Here is a 15771-nt window from a genome sequence, read left to right as displayed (position 1 = left end):
GGCCTCCACCAGCGTAATCGCAGTCAGCGCGAAGTCTGTGCAGATTCCGTCTGCTGATCAGGAGCGTTCGGCAACCGCCTCGGCGCGGCGGATCCAGGCGTCGTTGCGGACCCGGAAGCCCAGGCCGAGTGCGCGCAGGGCGACGAACCCGATGCCGAAGCAGGCCCACAGCACCGTCACCGTCGGCCACTGGGTGTAGATGAGCGCGAGGATGCCACAGTAGCCGAGGAAGGCGGCCAGCTGCGCGAAAGCGAGGTAGCGGGCGTCTTCAGCACCCATGAGCACGCCGTCGAGGGTGAAGACGTACCCGGCGATCGGCATGCCGATGGCCAGCACGATGACAAGCGGGGTCAGCAGGCCGCGCACCTCCGGATCGGAGGTGAACACGAACCCGATGAGCGGTGAGACAGCGGCGAGGATGATGCCGACGAGGGCGCCGAAGCCGATCCCCCACTGGATGAGCCGCCGGTTGATCGCAGCCACCCGTTCGCGGTTGCGGTAGCCCAGCTGCAGGCCGATCATCGCCTGCCCGGCGATGGCGAGCGCGTCGAGGACGAGGGCCAGGGAGTTGAACAGCGTCTGGATGATCTGGATCGCGGCCAGCTGGACGGTGCCCAGACTGGTGGCGAGCACGATGAGGACGATCATCGCTCCGCGCAGGGACATATTGCGCATGAGCAGCCAGCCCGACGTGCGGGCTGAGGCGAGCACTCCGGACCAGTCCGGGCGGATCGGTGCGTGATGGCGGCGGGCGGCACGCACGGCGATGACGAGGTAGATCGAGCACATCCCGACATGCGCCATGACTGAGCCGAGTGCGGAGCCGGCCACGCCCATGCCGAGGCCGTAGATGAACAGCGCATTGAGACCGATGTTGGCGAGGAACCCGCCGACGGCGACGTAGAGCGGGGTCTTGGTGTCCTGCAGTCCGCGCAGCAGCCCGGTGGCGGCAATGACGGTGAGCATGAACGGCAGTCCCCACCAGGAGATCGCAAGATACGCATGGGCGCCGGCTGCCACCTCGGGAGCGGGGTTGAACCAGCTGATCGGCAGCTGAAGCAGCGGCAGTCCTGCTGCCAGCAGGATGAGCGAAGTCAGCAGCGCCAGCCAGATGCCGTCGAAGCCGGCGCCGATCGCTGCCGGGGTGTTGCCTTCGCCGAGTCTGCGGGCGACCCGCGGAGTGGTGGCGTAGGCGAGGAAGATCATGAGGCCGAGCACCGTCTGGATGATCGTCGAGGCGATCGCCAGCGCACCCAGCGATGGCGGTCCCAGGTGGCCGACCATCGCGGTGTCGGCGAGCAGGAAGACCGGCTCGGCGGCCAGCGCTCCGAGTGCCGGCAGCGCGAGGGCGAGGATCTCCTTGTCGAGGAAGCGGTTGCGGGTGGTGATCGGTGGGGCCTTTCGACGGGCGGTGGGGCTCGGACATGCCAAGAGGCGGATGCCGGGTGGCATCCGCCTCTTGATCATAGTCCCGCAGGTGTGTGCGGGAGCGGTTCGAGACTGTGACTCAGCTCGCCTCGCTGGAGGCCTGCTCGGCTCCGATGCGGCGCATCTCGCGGCGCAGGATCTTGCCCGAGGCGGTCTTGGGCAGCGCTTCGATGAAGTTGACGTGGCGCGGGGCCTTGTAGGAGGCCAGGTGCTCACGGCAGTAGGCGACGAGTTCGTCCTCGGTGGCCTCAGCGCCGGGCTGGAGGCTGACGAAGGCGGTGACGGATTCGCCGCGGTACTCATCGGGCACGCCGACGACGGCGGCTTCCAGCACGGCCGGGTGGGTGTAGAGGACGTCTTCGACCTCGCGCGGCCAGACCTTGAAGCCGGCGGCGTTGATCATGTCCTTTTTGCGGTCGACGATGAACACCCAGCCGTCTTCGTCCATGAATCCGACGTCGCCGGTCTTGAGCTCCCCGTCGGGGATCTCCGAGGCCGAGGCGCCGGGGTTGTTGATGTACTGGCTGACGACCATCGGGCCGCGCACGCAGATCTCGCCGACCTCGCGGGGGCCGAGTTCGTTGCCCTCGTCGTCGAGGACGCGCACGACGGTGTCGGGCACCGGCAGTCCGCAGGACAGGTTGCCGCTGTCGGGATCGACTGGGGCGCGCATCCCCGGCGGGACGACGACGCACTGGGCGGTCGTCTCGGTCAGCCCGTAGCCCTGGCCGATGTAGTGGCCGGTGCGCTCCTCGAACTTCCGCACGATCGCATCGGGCAGCGGAGCACCGCCGGACATGAGCGACTTGAAGGAGTCGAAGGCGTCGGTGTCGAAGGTCGGGTGTGCCAGCAGCGCCATGTAGGCCGTAGCCGGGCCGACCATGTACTGCGGCTTCTCACGGCGGAAGATCTCCAGGGTGCTGGCCGGTTCGAACCGGTAGTTCATCGCCAGGGCCGCGCCGATGGCGACAGAGGCGATGAACTGGCAGACGAAGCCGGTGATGTGGAAGACCGGTGCGAGGGTGAAAATGACGTCGTTCTCGTCCAGACCCTGGTGGATGCCCAGGGACAGGGAGTTGACGCTGACACCGCGGTGGGTCACCGCCGCGCCCTTCGACCGGCCGGAGGTGCCGGACGTGTAGCCGATGATCGCGGTGTCATCGGGGCTGAGCTCAGAGGCGGGCACCGAGCGGCCCTCGTTGGCCTTGACGACGTCGAGGAGCTCTTCGCAGCCGGTGTCGTAGTGGTCGGCGAAGATCCCGAAGATGCGCTCATCGTTCGTCGTCTGGAAGTCGGTGTCCTGACAGGTGAGCACCCATTCGAGATCCTGGCTGTAGTTCTTGACCCGGTCGAGGTAGGCCGCAGCGGAGACGACGAGGCCGCGGATGCCGGAGTCGGCGAAGATGTGGCTGAGCTCGTCGCGGTACATCGGGTTGAGCGGCACCGGGATCGCACCGACCTTCCACGCCCCGAACACAGCGATGTGGTAGTGCGGGGTGTTCTGCAGGTACACGCCAATCCGGTCGCCCTTGCCGATGCCCTTGTCGGTCAGCCAGGCAGCATAGGCGTCGGTCTGCCGATCGACCTCGGCCCATGTCGGTTCGTAGCCGAAATAGGTGATGGCGCGGCGGTTGGGGAACTTCTCGACCGTCTCGCGCAGCAGCGCGTCACCGGTGGTGTGCGGAACGGGCTCATTGAGCTGGGACAGGTGGCTGTAGGTCTTGAGCCAGGGGCGGGTCTCCGAAATGCTCATCGTCTCTCCTCGGATCGTCATGTTCGGAATTCGGGGTGTGCCCGGCGGTCAGCGGTGACCGCCGGGCGCAGGCCGGCTGATGATCAGCAGACCTCGAAGAGCCCGGCGGCGCCCATGCCGCCGCCGATGCACATCGTGACGACGACGAACTTGGCGCCGCGTCGCTTGCCTTCGATGAGGGCGTGGCCGGTGAGCCGGGCACCGGTCATGCCGTAGGGGTGGCCGACGGAGATGCCGCCGCCGTCGACGTTGTAGCGCTCGGGGTCGATGCCGAGGCGGTCGCGGCAGTACAGCGCCTGCACGGCGAAGGCTTCGTTGAGCTCCCACAGGTCGATGTCGTCGACGCTCAGGCCGTGCTGGTCGAGCAGCTTCGGCACGGCGAAGACCGGGCCGATGCCCATCTCGTCCGGTTCGCAGCCGGCGACAGCCATGCCGCGGTAGATGCCCAGCGGTTCGAGTCCGCGGCGGGAGGCCTCGTCATCGGACATGAGGACAGCAGCCGAGGCGCCGTCGGAGAGCTGCGAGGCGTTGCCGGCGGTGATGGACGGCTGGGCGGAGGCGACACCGGGTTCGAGCACCGGGTTGAGGCCGGCGAGGCCCTCCAGGGTGGTCTGCGGGCGGTTGCCCTCGTCCTTGGTCAGGGTGACGGTCTTCTCGGAGATCTCCTTGGTCTCTTTGTCCTGGATCAGCTGCACGGACTCCAGCGGCACGATCTCCTCATCGAGGCGGCCGGCCTCCTGGGCGGCGGCGGTGCGCATCTGGGATTCGTAGGCGTAGGCGTCCTGGTCTTCGCGGGAGACGTCGTAGCGTTCGGCGACGACCTCGGCGGTGTGCAGCATCGGCAGGTACAGGCCCGGCATGTTCTCGACCAGCCACGGGTCCTTGGCGCGGAAGGTGTTCATCTTGTCGTTCTGGACGAGCGAGACCGATTCGACGCCGCCGCCGACGGCGATCTTCATCCCGTCGTGGATGATCTGCTTGGCGGCAGTCGCGATCGCCATGAGGCCCGAGGAGCACTGCCGGTCGAGCGTCATGCCCGAGACGGTGACGGGCAGGCCGGCGCGCAGGGCGGCCTGGCGGGCGATGTTGCCGCTCTGGGAGCCCTGCTGGAGGGCCGCACCGAGGATGACGTCGTCGACGTCGGCGCCCTCAATGCCAGCGCGCTCGACGGCATGGCGGATGGCGTGGCCGGCGAGTTCCTGCGGCTGGGTGTTGTTGAAGGCTCCGCGATAGGCCTTGCCGATCGGGGTGCGGGCGGTGGAGACGATGACTGCGTCTGTCATGGGTGTCCTTTCTGGATGACGAGGGGCGCCTCGTTAGTCTATTTCGTCTGTGTGATCCTCAGCACGTCGGAAGTTCGAGGAGTTCGGCCAGGGCTGCGCGGTTGGCTGCTGGGTGCCCGAGGATGAGTTCGCCGGCCTTGGCCCGCTTGAGCAGGAGGTGGACCGGATATTCCCAGGTCATGCCGTTGCCGCCGTGCAGCTGCACGGCTTCCTCGGCTGCCTGCACGGCGACCGGGGCGGTGTAGGCGAGCGCGGTGAGTGCGCAGATCTGGGCTTCGTGCAGGTCCTCCTCGCCGTGTTGCCAGTTCGCGGCCGTCTGGGCGGCGTAGGTGGCGGCGGCGTCGGCCTGGCTGACGGCCAGCCAGAGATCGGCCAGCCGGTGCTTGATCGCCTGGTAGGAGCCGATCGCCCGGCCGAACTGCACGCGGGTACGCACATAGTCCAGGGTCGTGGAGAACGCCTGGGCTGCGGTGCCGGCGAGTTCGGCCGCGAGCGCCACCTGCCCGGCCAGCGTCGCGGCGGTGGCCGCTGCCTCCGCCTCGGGCCCGGTGGCGATGACCCGTGCGGCAGCACCCTCGACGGTGACGTCGGCGAGCCGGCGGGTCTCATCGAGGCTGAGGAAAGGCGCGATACGCGCATCTGCCGGGTCGATGACGACGATCGTCGTGTCCTCCCCGCTGCCGATGACGGCGATGAGGTCATCAGCGCCGTCGGCTTCCATGACGCCTGCCACGGTCCCGCTGACGTGAACCGTTGCCGCATCCTCCGCGCCCGAGGCGTCACTCGCCTCAAGCCCGCTGGTCAGGATGGGGCTGGTGGCGGGGAAGGTGACGGCGGCGTAGCGCTCACCGGCAGCCAGGGCGGCTGCCAGTTCGGAGTCCCCGGCGTGGGTGACGAGCGTGGTGGCGATGACGCCGGAGGTGAGGAAGCGCAGCGGTGCGGCATGCCGGCCGATGGCGTGGGCGACGACAGCGGCCTCGGCGAGGCTGGCGCCGGCTCCGCCGTCTGCTTCGGGCACGAGCAGCCCGGCAAGGCCGAGTTCGCGTGCCCACCCGACGTTGAGCTCACGGGAGGCGACAGCTGGGTCGTCGTAGACCTCGGCGACGGTGCCGGGATCGCAGCGTTCGGTGAGGAACGCGCGCACGGTGCGTCTGAGGTCGGCGGCCAGCTCGGTTTCGAGCATCTCGATGGTCATTTGGGCAGGTCCTTAAACGGCAGGTCTTTGTCGGTGCGGTGTTCGCCGGGCAGGCCGAGGACGCGTTCGGCGATGATGTTGCGGATGATCTCGCTGGTCCCGCCTTCGATCGAGTTGCCTTTGGCGCGCAGGTACCGGTAGACCGGCGTGCGGCCGGTCATCGAGTAGTGCTCGGGCCGGCGCATCTCGTAGCTGTCATGCCGCAGCCCGTCGACACCGCGCATGCGCACATCGAGAGCCGAGAGCTGCTGAGCGTTGCGGGCGAATGACAGCTTCGCACCCGAGCCTTCGGGTCCGGGCTGGCCGGCGGCGACCTGCTGGGCGGTGCGCTCTCCGAGCATCCGGGCGGTCTCGGACTCGACCCACAGGCGCATGAGCTCATCGTGCAGCAGCGGGTCGCGGACCTCGGGCTGTTCGCGCCAGGCCTTCGTCACAACCCCGAGCATGCCGCCTTCCCGGGGTGCTCCCCCGCCGATGGCGACCCGTTCGTTATTCAGCGTCGTGTTCGCGATCTTCCAGCCCTCACCGGGCTCACCGAGCCGCATCGAGGCAGGCACGGGCACATCGGTGAGGAAGACTTCGTTGAACTCGGCCTCGCCGGTGATCTGGCGCAGCCCGCAGGTTTCGACGCCGGGGGCGTGCATGTCGAGCAGGAAGTAGCTCAGTCCGCGGTGCTTGGGCACGGTCGGGTCGGTGCGGGCGATGAGGATCGCGAGATCGGCGTTGTGCGCTCCGGAGGTCCACACCTTCTGCCCGGTCACGCGGTAGGTGTCCCCGTCGAGGACGGCCTTCGTGGCGACGGCGGCGAGGTCGGAGCCGGCGCCGGGTTCGCTGAAGAGCTGGCAGACGATCGTCTCGAGCGTGTAGATGCGTTTGAGCCACGTCTTCTGCTCATCAGTGCCGTAGCCGGCGATCGTCGGGGCGGCCATGCCGAAGCCGATCGCGTTGTCGTGCCGGTCTGGGCGGTGCAGTCCGGCGGCGTCGACGGCGGCATCGGCGTAGTCCTGCAGGCTCGCCGAGACGCCGAGGCCGCCGGCGCCTGGCGGGAAGTTCACCCAGGCCAGGCCGTGGTCGTAGAGCAGTCCGGCGTGCGCGCCCTTCGACTCGGCGTCGGTGCCGGTGAGCCCGGCGGCCGCGGCTGTGGCTGCCGCGACCGCCTCGTCGATGCGTGCGTGTTCGCTCACCGGATCAGTCCTTGGGTCCGCCGGCGACGTAGATGACCTGACCGGAGACGAAGCCTGCTCCTTCGCTGGCGAGGAAGGATGCCGTGTGCGCGATGTCCTCGGGCTTTCCGGAGCGGCCGACCGGGATCTGGCTGACGGCCATCTTGACGAAGTCGTCGAACTCGACGCCGACGCGCTCGGCGGTCGCCTTCGTCATGTCGGTCTCGATGAAGCCCGGGGCGATCGCGTTGGCGGTGACACCGAACTTGCCGAGCTCGATCGCGTAGGTCTTCGTCATGCCCTGGATGCCGGCTTTGGCAGCCGAGTAGTTCGTCTGCCCGCGGTTACCCAGCGCCGAGGTCGAGGACATCGAGATGATGCGGCCGAACTTCTGTTCGACCATGTGCTGCTGGCAGGCCTTGGTCATGAGGAAGTTGCCGGTCAGGTGGACGTCGAGGACCTTGGTGAAGTCGGCCGGGGTCATCTTGAACAGCAGGTTGTCCTTGATGATGCCGGCGTTGTTGACGAGCACGGTCGGAGCGCCGAGCTCATCGGCGGTGCGCTGCACGGCGGCGTCGGCCTGGTCCTCATCGGTGATGTCGGCTCCGATGCCGATGGCCTGTCCGCCGGATGCTCCGATGCGGGTGACGACGTCGTTGCAGGCGTCTTCGCTCAGGTCGACGACGGCGACCTTCATGCCGTCAGCAGCCAGTCGCTCGGCGATCGCTGCGCCGATGCCGCGGGCGCCTCCGGTGACGATGGCGGTGCGCTGGGTCATGGGTTCTCCTTCAGGTTCGGGGTGTGTGCGCTCAGGTGGTGCTGCAGCTCAGGATGCGTACTTGCGCAGCTCGCGGCGGGCGATGGTCATCTTGTGAACCTCATCAGCGCCGTCGACGATGCGCAGGGTGCGGGCGTGGGAGTACATCTCGGCCAGCGGGAAGTCATCGGTCACGCCGGCGCCGCCGTGGACCTGGATGGCCCGGTCGATGACGGTCAGAGCGACCTTCGGGGCTGCGACCTTGATCTCGGAGATGAGGTTGCGGGCCTCCTTGTTGCCGACCTTGTCCATCATGTCAGCGGCATGCAGGGTCAGCAGGCGGGCCTGGTCGATGTCGACGCGGGCTTCGGCGATCCAGTCCTGGATATTGGCCTTGGCGGCCAGCGGCTCACCGAAGACGACGCGCTCGTGGGCGCGGCGGCACATGAACTCCAGGGCGCGCTCTGCCATGCCGATGGCGCGCATGCAGTGGTGGATGCGGCCGGGGCCGAGGCGGGCCTGAGAGATCGCGAATCCCTCTCCTTCGCCCTTGAGCACGTCCTTGGCCTCGACGCGGACATCGGTGAAGGTCACCTCGGCGTGGCTTTCGCGGTCGAGGTAGCCGAAGACCGGCAGGGAGCGGACGATCTCGACACCGGGGGCGTCGGTGGGCACGACCATCATCGACTGCTGGCGGTGCTTCTCGGCGTTCGGGTCGGTCTTGCCCATGACGATGAGGACCTTGCAGTCGGGGCGGGCGCCGTTGGAGGTGAACCATTTGCGGCCGTTGAGGATGTAGCCGTCGCCGTCCTTCTCCATGCGCATCTCGATGTTGGTGGCATCCGAGCTGGCCACGGCCGGTTCGGTCATCGCGAAACCGGAGGCGATCTCACCGTCGAGCAGCGGGCGCAGGTACTTCTCCTTGTGCTCATCGGTGCCGAAGAGCGTGAAGACCTCCATGTTGCCGGTGTCTGGGGCGTTGCAGTTCGTCGCCTCGGGCGCCAGGTTCGGTGAACGGCCCATGATCTCGGCCAGTGGGGCGTATTCGAGGTTCGTCAGGCCCGGGCCCCATTCCTCGTGCGGGTGGAAGAGATTCCAAAGTCCCCGGGATCGGGCTTCGCCCTTGAGCTCCTGGAGGATCGGCGGGACGGCGTGCGGGTCGTCCTGGGCTTCCATCTGCTCCCGGTAGACGGGCTCGGCAGGATAGATGTGGGAGTCCATGAAGGACTCCAGCTTCTCGCGCAGCTCCTTGGCGCGGTCAGTCTCGTCGAACATCGGCTGGCCTTTCTTTCAGGTGTTGTCGTGTGTGCGGGCCTCGGCTTTGAGCCAGGCCTGGTAGCGGCGCATGCCGCGCAGCCATCGGTCGTAGTCGGAGCCCTTCATCTGGAACATCTCGGCGACTTCCGGGTGGGGCAGGATGAGGAATGTGCCGTCGTCGATCGCGTCCATGACGCAGGTGGCGACGTATTCGGGACTGAGCACCTCGCCGGATTCGGCGACCGAGCGGCTGGCGACCCGCTCGGCTGGAATGTCGGAGGTGAGCCCAGCCATGAGCAGTTCGGTGCGCACGCCCATCGGGCACAGGCAGGCGACCTGGATGCCGTCATCGCCGTAGGTGATGGACAGCCATTCGGCGAAGGCGAGCGCGGCGTGCTTGGACACCGCGTAGCCGGCCTGCCCGATCTGGGTCAGCAGGCCCGCCGCCGAGGCGGTGGTGACGAAGCAGCCTGCTCCCCTGGCCTGCCAGGTGGGGATGAGCGCCTGGGCAGCGCGGATGTGGGCGCGCAGGTTGATGTGGAGGATCGCGTCCCAGTCGGCGTCGGATTCGCCGAGTCCGCGTGCGCCGGCGATGCCGGCGTTGGCGACGTAGAGGTCGATCTCACCGAGTTCGGCGCGGGTGCGGGCGAGCAGTTCGGTGATGCCGTTTTCGGATGCGCAGTCGCCCTGCCAGGCGCGGCAGCCGAGTTCGGAGGCGACCACGGAGACCGTGTCGGCGACATCGGCGAGCATGACGAAGGCGCCGCGGTCGATGAGCTGTGCGGCGATGGCTCGGCCGATGCCACCGGCTCCGCCGGTGACGACGGCGACTGCGCCTGAGACGTCCATGGGTGTCCCTTCTGGAGAATTCTCCTGCTGCCTATGTGATGCAGGTGACATCTCAACTTATAGTTGACGTGAGCGTCAATTTCAAGAACTAACGAACGAACGTTTACCTCCTGGAAGGAGATCCCCATGTCGCAGGTGTCGCTTCTCGCCCCGCTGCTGGAGCATGCGCGCACCCGTCCGGAGCACATCGCGGTGCGCGGCCCGCGGGCTGACCAGCGCACATCCCTGACCTACCGGCAGTTCATCGATGCGATCGCCGCTCGCACACGCGAGCTCCAGGCCTCCGGACTCCGACCAGGTGAGCGTGTCGGGCTCATCGCCCCGACCTGCCGGGAGTTCCTCATCGAGTTCCTCGCCGTCGAGGCCTGCGGGGCGATCACCGTGTGCTTCAATCCCCTCTCGACGGTGCCCGAACTGGACTTCGTGCTCTCCGATTCCGGTGCCGGCCACCTCATCATGCACCCGCTCTGCCCCGAGGCAGGCTCTGCGGCCGCAGAGGCGCTCGGCATCGCCGCTGAGCTTCTCACGCCCATCGACATGGATGCGCTGCCAGCAGCGAGCCCGGACTTCGCCCCGGTCACCCGGGACCCGGAGGACTGCGTGCTGCTGCTCTACACCTCGGGCACCACCGGCCGTCCGAAGGGGGCGATGCTCTCAGCGCGCACCCTGCTCACCGCCGTCACCGCCGCCGAGGCGGTGGCCGGCCTGTCCCCTGCTGATCGGGCCGGCACTGCGCTGCCGCTGTTCCATGTCTTCGGGCTCGGCTCGGTGGCCTACCCGGTGCTGGCCAACGGTGCCACCATCACTCTGCTGCCGCGCTTCGATGCTGATGAGCTGCTGGAGACGATCATCGCCGATGAGCTCACGATCGTGGCAGGCGTGCCGACGATGTGGAATGCGCTCACCCACGCGACCGCCGGTGAGGGCGTCACGACGCCGCAGCTGCGCTTGGCGCTTTCGGGCGGGGCGGCGATCTCGCTGGAGCTCATGCGCGCCTTCCACGCTCGGTTCGGCGCCTCGATCACTGAGGGCTACGGGCTGACCGAGACGTGCGCTTTCGGCACCTTCAACGCCGCCGAGGGCGAGGACAAGATCGGCTCAGTCGGTCTGCCGGCCCCGACGATGGACGTGCGGATCGTCGATCCTGCCACCGGTGAGGCGTGTGGTCCCGGGCAGACCGGGGAGGTGCGGCTGTGCGGCCCGCTCGTCATGCTCGGCTACTGGAACCGGCCTGAGGCCACCGCTGAGGTCTTCGACGCCGACGGGTTCTTCTGCACCGGTGATCTCGGGCATGTCGATGAGGACGGTTATCTCTACATCGTCGACCGGCTCAAGGACCTCATCATCCACGGCGGCTACAACGTCTACCCGCGTGAGGTCGAGGAGGTTCTCTACGCCCATCCGCAGGTCTTCGAGGCCGCTGTCATCGGGGCGGCCGATGAGCACTACGGCCAGCAGGTCGCCGCTGTCGTCACCCCGATGCCCGGTACCGAGCTGACAGGTGATGAGATTGAGGCGTGGTGCCGGCAGTCGCTGTCGGCGTACAAGATCCCGCGCATCATCCGCATCGTCGACGGCCTGCCGAAGGGCCCGACGGGCAAGATCCGCAAACGCTCGATGGAACTGTGAAGGAGTGAGCGATGACCATCCAGCGTCAGCCCGGTGCACCGCTGACCGAGCGCGGCCTCCGCACCCGGCAGGCCCTCATCGACGCGGCCATCGACGTGTTCTACGAGCAGGGCTACTTCTCCACCCGGCTCTCGGCGATCACCGAACGGGTCGGGTGCTCGACCGGCACGCTGTACACGTACTTCGCCAACCGGCAGGAGATCCTCGCCGCGATCATCGAGGAGTCCTATGCTCCGGTGGTCGCTGCCGATCATGCGTGGGGCGACCCGGATCATGATGCAGGCACGGGCGTTCCCGGCCCCGAGGCGCTCATCGCCAAGATCCGGAAGGCGACAGGAGTGTACGTGCGCCGGTACCGGGACAACGCCCGGGAGGTGGCGCTCATGGACCAGGTCGCTGCGGTCGATCCGGAGATCCGGGACATCCGGCTGGCGCGCAACCGGGTGTTCTACCGGCGCAATATGCGCAGCATCGAGCAGATGCAGGCCGCCGGGCACATCCGCGCCGATCTCGATCCGGATCTGACGGCCAAGGCGCTTTCGGCGATGGTGAGCCGCACGTGCAAGTCGATCTACGTCGATGAGCCCCAGGAACGCTATTTCAGCGATGCCGGCGTCGAGGAGCTGGCCGACAAGCTCTCACAGCTGTGGGTCTCCGCCCTCGAACTCGCCCCGGACAGCACTGAGGACTGAACACTGAACAATGAGCTCCCATGGCTCGGCGCCTCGGCACCTCGGGACCGCGGGGTCTGCCGGTTACGCTTCGTCGATGTCGTCGAAGCGGGAGATGTCACCGGCACCGATCCGGCGCACGACCGGAGCGCCAGGCGTGAAGTCGATGACCGAGGTCGGGGTGGTGCCGGGCACTCCGGAGTCGATGATGACGTCGACGTGCTTGCCGAGCGCCTCGGCGACGTCCTCAGCGTGGGTCAGCGGCTCCTCGTGATCGGGCAGCAGCAGCGTTGAGGACAGGATCGGCTCACCGACCTCTTCGACGAGGGCGAGCGCGGTGGCGTTCTGGGGGATCCGGGCACCGACCGAGTGCTTCTTGGGGTGCATCATCTTCCGCGGCACGTCCTTCGTCGCCTTCATGATGAAGGTGTAGGGCCCCGGCGTCAGGGACTTGATGGTGCGGAAGGCGTAGTTGTCGACGATGACGAACTGGCCCAGCTGTGCGAAGTCGTGGCACATGAGCGTGAAGTGGTGCTTGGAGTCGAGCTGGCGGATGCGGATGATCCGTTCGATGCCGTCCTTGTTCTCCAGCGCGCAGCCGAGCGCATAGCAGGAGTCGGTCGGGTAGGCGACGAGCCCGCCATCGGCGATGGCCTTGGCAGCCTGGCGGATGAGCCGCGGCTGCGGGTTCTCAGGATGGATATCGAGTATCTGTGCCATTGGCCAAGTCTATCGAGACATGCAGGCTGTGCACACCGGCCTCAGTCCAGCCCGCAGACCCGCCGTCGGGCCATGAGCGTCACCGCGGTGGCGGCGGCGACCGCGGCCAGTGCTGTGAGGCTGACATGGGTGCCGTCTGGGCGCAGCTCCTCACCTGCCTGCCCGGCCAGCGCGAGGAGCACGAGGGCGGTGAGCGCACACACGGCTGCGGCGCTGACGATCCAGAGCAGAGCACTCACAATGATGCTGAGGAGGGTCTTCACGACTGCGCCTTCCTGCAGGGGCGGTCAGTCGAGGTCGATGACCGCGCGCTTCGGTGAGCGACCGGGGACTGCCGTTTCACTCATCGTCAGCCCCGGCTGGGAGTCCTCCACCGCCTCGATGTGAGACTCCTCACCTGAATTGTCCATCGACTCGCTCGGGCTGGCAAGGAGTGGCGACTCTGCCGCGCGCACATCAGAGGCGACAAGCAGGTTGATCCAGCGGGCGCGCGGATCGGCGTCGACGAGCAGCGCCTTGACCAGCAGGGTCGCCGGCAGGGCCAGCAGCGCACCGAACCAGCCGAGCACCCACACCCAGAACAGCAGGGACAGGAACGAGATGAAGGGGGTGACGCCGACGGACTGGCCGGTGAACTTCGGCTGGATGATCGCCTGGATGACGAAGTTGAGCAGGCTGTAGGTGATGACGACCCACAGGGCGTCCCACCATCCGCCTTCGATCAGCGCCATGATGGCCGGCGGCACCAGGCCGATGACGAAGCCGATGTTGGGGATGTAGTTGGTCAGGAACGCCAGCACACCCCACACGAGCGCCAGCGGCACGCCGATGATGAGAAGGGCGACGACGTCGAGGGCGGCGACGATGAGGCCGAAGACGGTGGCGACGACCCAGTAGCGGCGCACGCCGACGGCGAAGGTGCTCATCGCCTGCACGAAGCGCGGCTGCACGCCCGAGGCCAGGGTCATGCGCCGTGGGAAGGCCAGAGAGTCCATGACGATGAAGAAGGTCGCCATGATCGCAGTCGTCACGAGCGTCACGACCAGGGTTGCGTTCGACAGCACTTCGCGCAGCGCGGCGGCGAGCTGGTTGACGTCGAAGTTGGCCATCTGCTCCTTGACGAACTCAGGCGTCAGACCCAGCGATGAGCTGCCGGCGAGCAGGTCGCGGTAGAGGTTGTCGAGCTCATCGGAGTATTCGGGGATGACGAGGACGAGCTCGGCGATCGACCAGCCGGTGAGTGCGAAGAACCCCGCGACGACGCTGAGCACCAGCAGTACGGTCACCACAGCGGCAGCGGCGGCCGGGATCCGGCGGCGGATGAGCCAGGCCTGCACCGGATAGCCGACGATCACGAGGTTGAAGGCCAGGAACACCGGCGCGATGATGAGCTGGAGGTCCTTGATGAACCCGACGGCGAAGAACAGCCCGGCCAAGCCGAGGACGATGATCGTGAACCGCGGCAGCGCCCACTCCCGGGGCCGGACCGCCTCAGCGGTTGCCGGCCGGCCTGCGCTGGTCAACGGCCTTTCCTCTTCTCCCGGATCCGCATGCTCACATCGATCGGGGTGCCGGTGAAGCCGAAGGTCTCCCGCAGCCGCCGGATGATGAACCGGCGGTAGCTGGGATCGAGGAACCCCGTGGTGAAGAGCACGAACTTTGGCGGCCGGGAGGACGCCTGTGTGCCGAAGAGGATGCGCGGCTGCTTCCCGCCGCGCAGCGGGTGCGGATTGGCAGCGGAGAGCTCACCGAGGAAAGCGTTGAACCGGCCGGTCGGGATGCGGGTATCCCAGCCTTCGAGAGCAGCCTCCATGGCGGGCACGAGCTTCTCAGCGTGCCGGCCGGTCTTTGCGGAGATGTTGACGCGCGGGGCCCAGGAGACATGGCCGAGATCGCGCTCGATCTCGCGTTCGAGGAAGTGGCGGCGCTCCTCATCGAGCAGGTCCCATTTGTTGAAGGCGAGCACGAGCGCACGGCCAGCGTCGAGGACGAGGCGGATGATCTTCATATCCTGATCGCTCAGCGGCTCATTGGCCTCCAGCAGCACGACGGCGACTTCGGCACGCTCGAGCGCGGTCTGGGTGCGCAGCGCTGCGTAGAAGTCAGCACCTGAGGACTGGCGGGCGCGCTTGCGGATGCCGGCGGTGTCGATGAAGCGCCACTGCTTGCCGCCGAGTTCGACGAGTTCGTCGACCGGGTCGCGGGTGGTGCCGGCGGTGTTGTCGACGATGACGCGTTCGGTGCCGACGAGCTGGTTGAGCAGCGAGGACTTGCCGACATTCGGCCGGCCGACGAGCGCGATGCGGCGCGGGCCGCCGACCTCTTCGGTCTGCCCGGTCGCCGAGACCTCCGGCAGCATCTCCATGATCGCGTCGAGGAAGTCGGCCACTCCCCTGCCGTGCATGGCTGAGATCGGGTGCGGCTCACCCAGCCCGAGTGACCAGAGTTCGGCGGCCATGAGCTCGCCGCGTTCGTCATCGACCTTGTTTGCTGCCAGCAGCACCGGCTTGCCGGAGCGGCGCAGCATCCGCACGACGTGTTCGTCGGTGGCCGTCGGCCCGGTGGTGGCGTCGACGACGAAGACGACGCCGTCGGCCATCCGCACGGCGATCTCGGCCTGCTCGGCGATGCGGGAGGCCATGCCGCGCGAATCGATATCCCAGCCGCCGGTGTCGACGAGCGTGAGCGGGCGGCCGTTCCATTCGGCGTGATAGCTCACCCGGTCGCGGGTGACGCCGGGGACGTCTTCGACGACGGCCTCGCGGCGCCCGAGGATCCGGTTGACCAGCGTTGACTTGCCCACGTTGGGCCGGCCGACGATGGCGAGCACCGGAGCCGGTCCGCGTCCGCCGTCTTCGGCCTCGATGACGCCGTAGGCTTCGAGCAGCTCCCGGTCCTCCTCCTCCAGTTCGTACTGGTCGAGGCCGGCGCGCAGCGAGGCGGCGCGCTGTTCGGCGTCATCGTGGTCGATCGCCTGCACGCGCTCGGGCAGCGAATCGTCGGGGTGTTCGACGAATCCGTCGGCTGGATGAGATCCGGGCTCCTGTGCGGAGGGCGACATGGTCA

Annotated in this window: 14 protein-coding genes; 2 read left to right on the top strand and 12 right to left on the bottom strand. The window is 67.7% G+C overall.

Annotated features, from left to right (window positions below):
* Positions 1–57 precede the first annotated feature (57 nt).
* From M3C25_RS05340 to M3C25_RS05305, 8 genes are all read right to left on the bottom strand, one after another.
* Positions 58–1431 carry an MATE family efflux transporter gene (locus tag M3C25_RS05340; protein WP_311200502.1) on the bottom strand — a complete coding sequence of 458 codons (1374 nt, stop codon included), beginning with the start codon at positions 1429–1431 and terminating at the stop codon, positions 58–60.
* A 76-nt stretch (positions 1432–1507) separates the two neighbouring features.
* Complete coding sequence (locus tag M3C25_RS05335) at positions 1508–3181, bottom strand: class I adenylate-forming enzyme family protein (RefSeq protein WP_259855279.1); 1674 nt, start codon at positions 3179–3181, stop codon at positions 1508–1510.
* 83 nt (positions 3182–3264) lie between these two features.
* Entirely contained in the window at positions 3265–4464 is a 1200-nt protein-coding gene (locus M3C25_RS05330; protein WP_259855278.1) for an acetyl-CoA C-acyltransferase, read from the bottom strand.
* 58 nt (positions 4465–4522) lie between these two features.
* Positions 4523–5659 (bottom strand): acyl-CoA dehydrogenase family protein, encoded by a 1137-nt coding sequence (locus M3C25_RS05325; RefSeq protein WP_259855277.1) that lies wholly within the window; start codon positions 5657–5659, stop codon positions 4523–4525.
* The gene (locus tag M3C25_RS05320) at positions 5656–6843 is read right to left on the bottom strand and encodes an acyl-CoA dehydrogenase family protein (protein WP_259855276.1); all 1188 of its coding nucleotides are present in this window, start codon (positions 6841–6843) and stop codon (positions 5656–5658) included. Before M3C25_RS05320 ends, M3C25_RS05325 begins: the two co-directional genes overlap by 4 nt.
* 4 nt (positions 6844–6847) lie before the next feature.
* Positions 6848–7600: a 3-oxoacyl-ACP reductase FabG gene (gene fabG, locus M3C25_RS05315; RefSeq protein ID WP_259855275.1), complete on the bottom strand. Its 753-nt coding sequence runs from the start codon at positions 7598–7600 to the stop codon at positions 6848–6850.
* A gap of 48 nt (positions 7601–7648) precedes the next feature.
* Complete coding sequence (locus M3C25_RS05310) at positions 7649–8854, bottom strand: acyl-CoA dehydrogenase family protein (RefSeq protein ID WP_165882674.1); 1206 nt, start codon at positions 8852–8854, stop codon at positions 7649–7651.
* 15 nt (positions 8855–8869) lie between these two features.
* A complete protein-coding gene (locus M3C25_RS05305) occupies positions 8870–9685 on the bottom strand; it encodes an SDR family oxidoreductase (RefSeq protein WP_259855274.1) in 816 nt (271 codons plus the stop codon).
* A gap of 126 nt (positions 9686–9811) precedes the next feature.
* Here M3C25_RS05305 and M3C25_RS05300 point away from each other — a divergent pair, with 126 nt between their 5' ends.
* The gene (locus M3C25_RS05300; protein WP_259855273.1) at positions 9812–11314 is read left to right on the top strand and encodes a class I adenylate-forming enzyme family protein; all 1503 of its coding nucleotides are present in this window, start codon (positions 9812–9814) and stop codon (positions 11312–11314) included.
* Between the two features lie 11 nt (positions 11315–11325).
* The gene (locus M3C25_RS05295; protein WP_259855272.1) at positions 11326–12006 is read left to right on the top strand and encodes a TetR/AcrR family transcriptional regulator; all 681 of its coding nucleotides are present in this window, start codon (positions 11326–11328) and stop codon (positions 12004–12006) included.
* 63 nt (positions 12007–12069) lie between these two features.
* Here M3C25_RS05295 and M3C25_RS05290 read toward each other — a convergent pair whose 3' ends face one another.
* Genes M3C25_RS05290 through der form a run of 4 tightly spaced genes read right to left on the bottom strand, consistent with a single transcriptional unit; the run spans position 12070 to position 15766 of the window.
* Positions 12070–12705 carry an L-threonylcarbamoyladenylate synthase gene (locus M3C25_RS05290; RefSeq protein ID WP_259855271.1) on the bottom strand — a complete coding sequence of 212 codons (636 nt, stop codon included), beginning with the start codon at positions 12703–12705 and terminating at the stop codon, positions 12070–12072.
* A 41-nt stretch (positions 12706–12746) separates the two neighbouring features.
* Complete coding sequence (locus M3C25_RS05285; protein WP_165882669.1) at positions 12747–12968, bottom strand: hypothetical protein; 222 nt, start codon at positions 12966–12968, stop codon at positions 12747–12749.
* A gap of 24 nt (positions 12969–12992) precedes the next feature.
* Positions 12993–14228, bottom strand: a complete 1236-nt coding sequence (locus M3C25_RS05280; protein WP_259855270.1) for an AI-2E family transporter — start codon at positions 14226–14228, stop codon at positions 12993–12995.
* Positions 14225–15766 carry a ribosome biogenesis GTPase Der gene (gene der / locus M3C25_RS05275; protein ID WP_102160777.1) on the bottom strand — a complete coding sequence of 514 codons (1542 nt, stop codon included), beginning with the start codon at positions 15764–15766 and terminating at the stop codon, positions 14225–14227. Before der ends, M3C25_RS05280 begins: the two co-directional genes overlap by 4 nt.
* Positions 15767–15771: the final 5 nt, after the last annotated feature.

Origin of the sequence: Brevibacterium luteolum (genome assembly GCF_025147615.1) — a bacterium.
Lineage (GTDB): Bacteria > Actinomycetota > Actinomycetes > Actinomycetales > Brevibacteriaceae > Brevibacterium > Brevibacterium luteolum.
The sequence above is the reverse complement of the archived record's forward strand: the minus strand, read 5'-3'. Positions and strand labels throughout refer to the sequence as shown.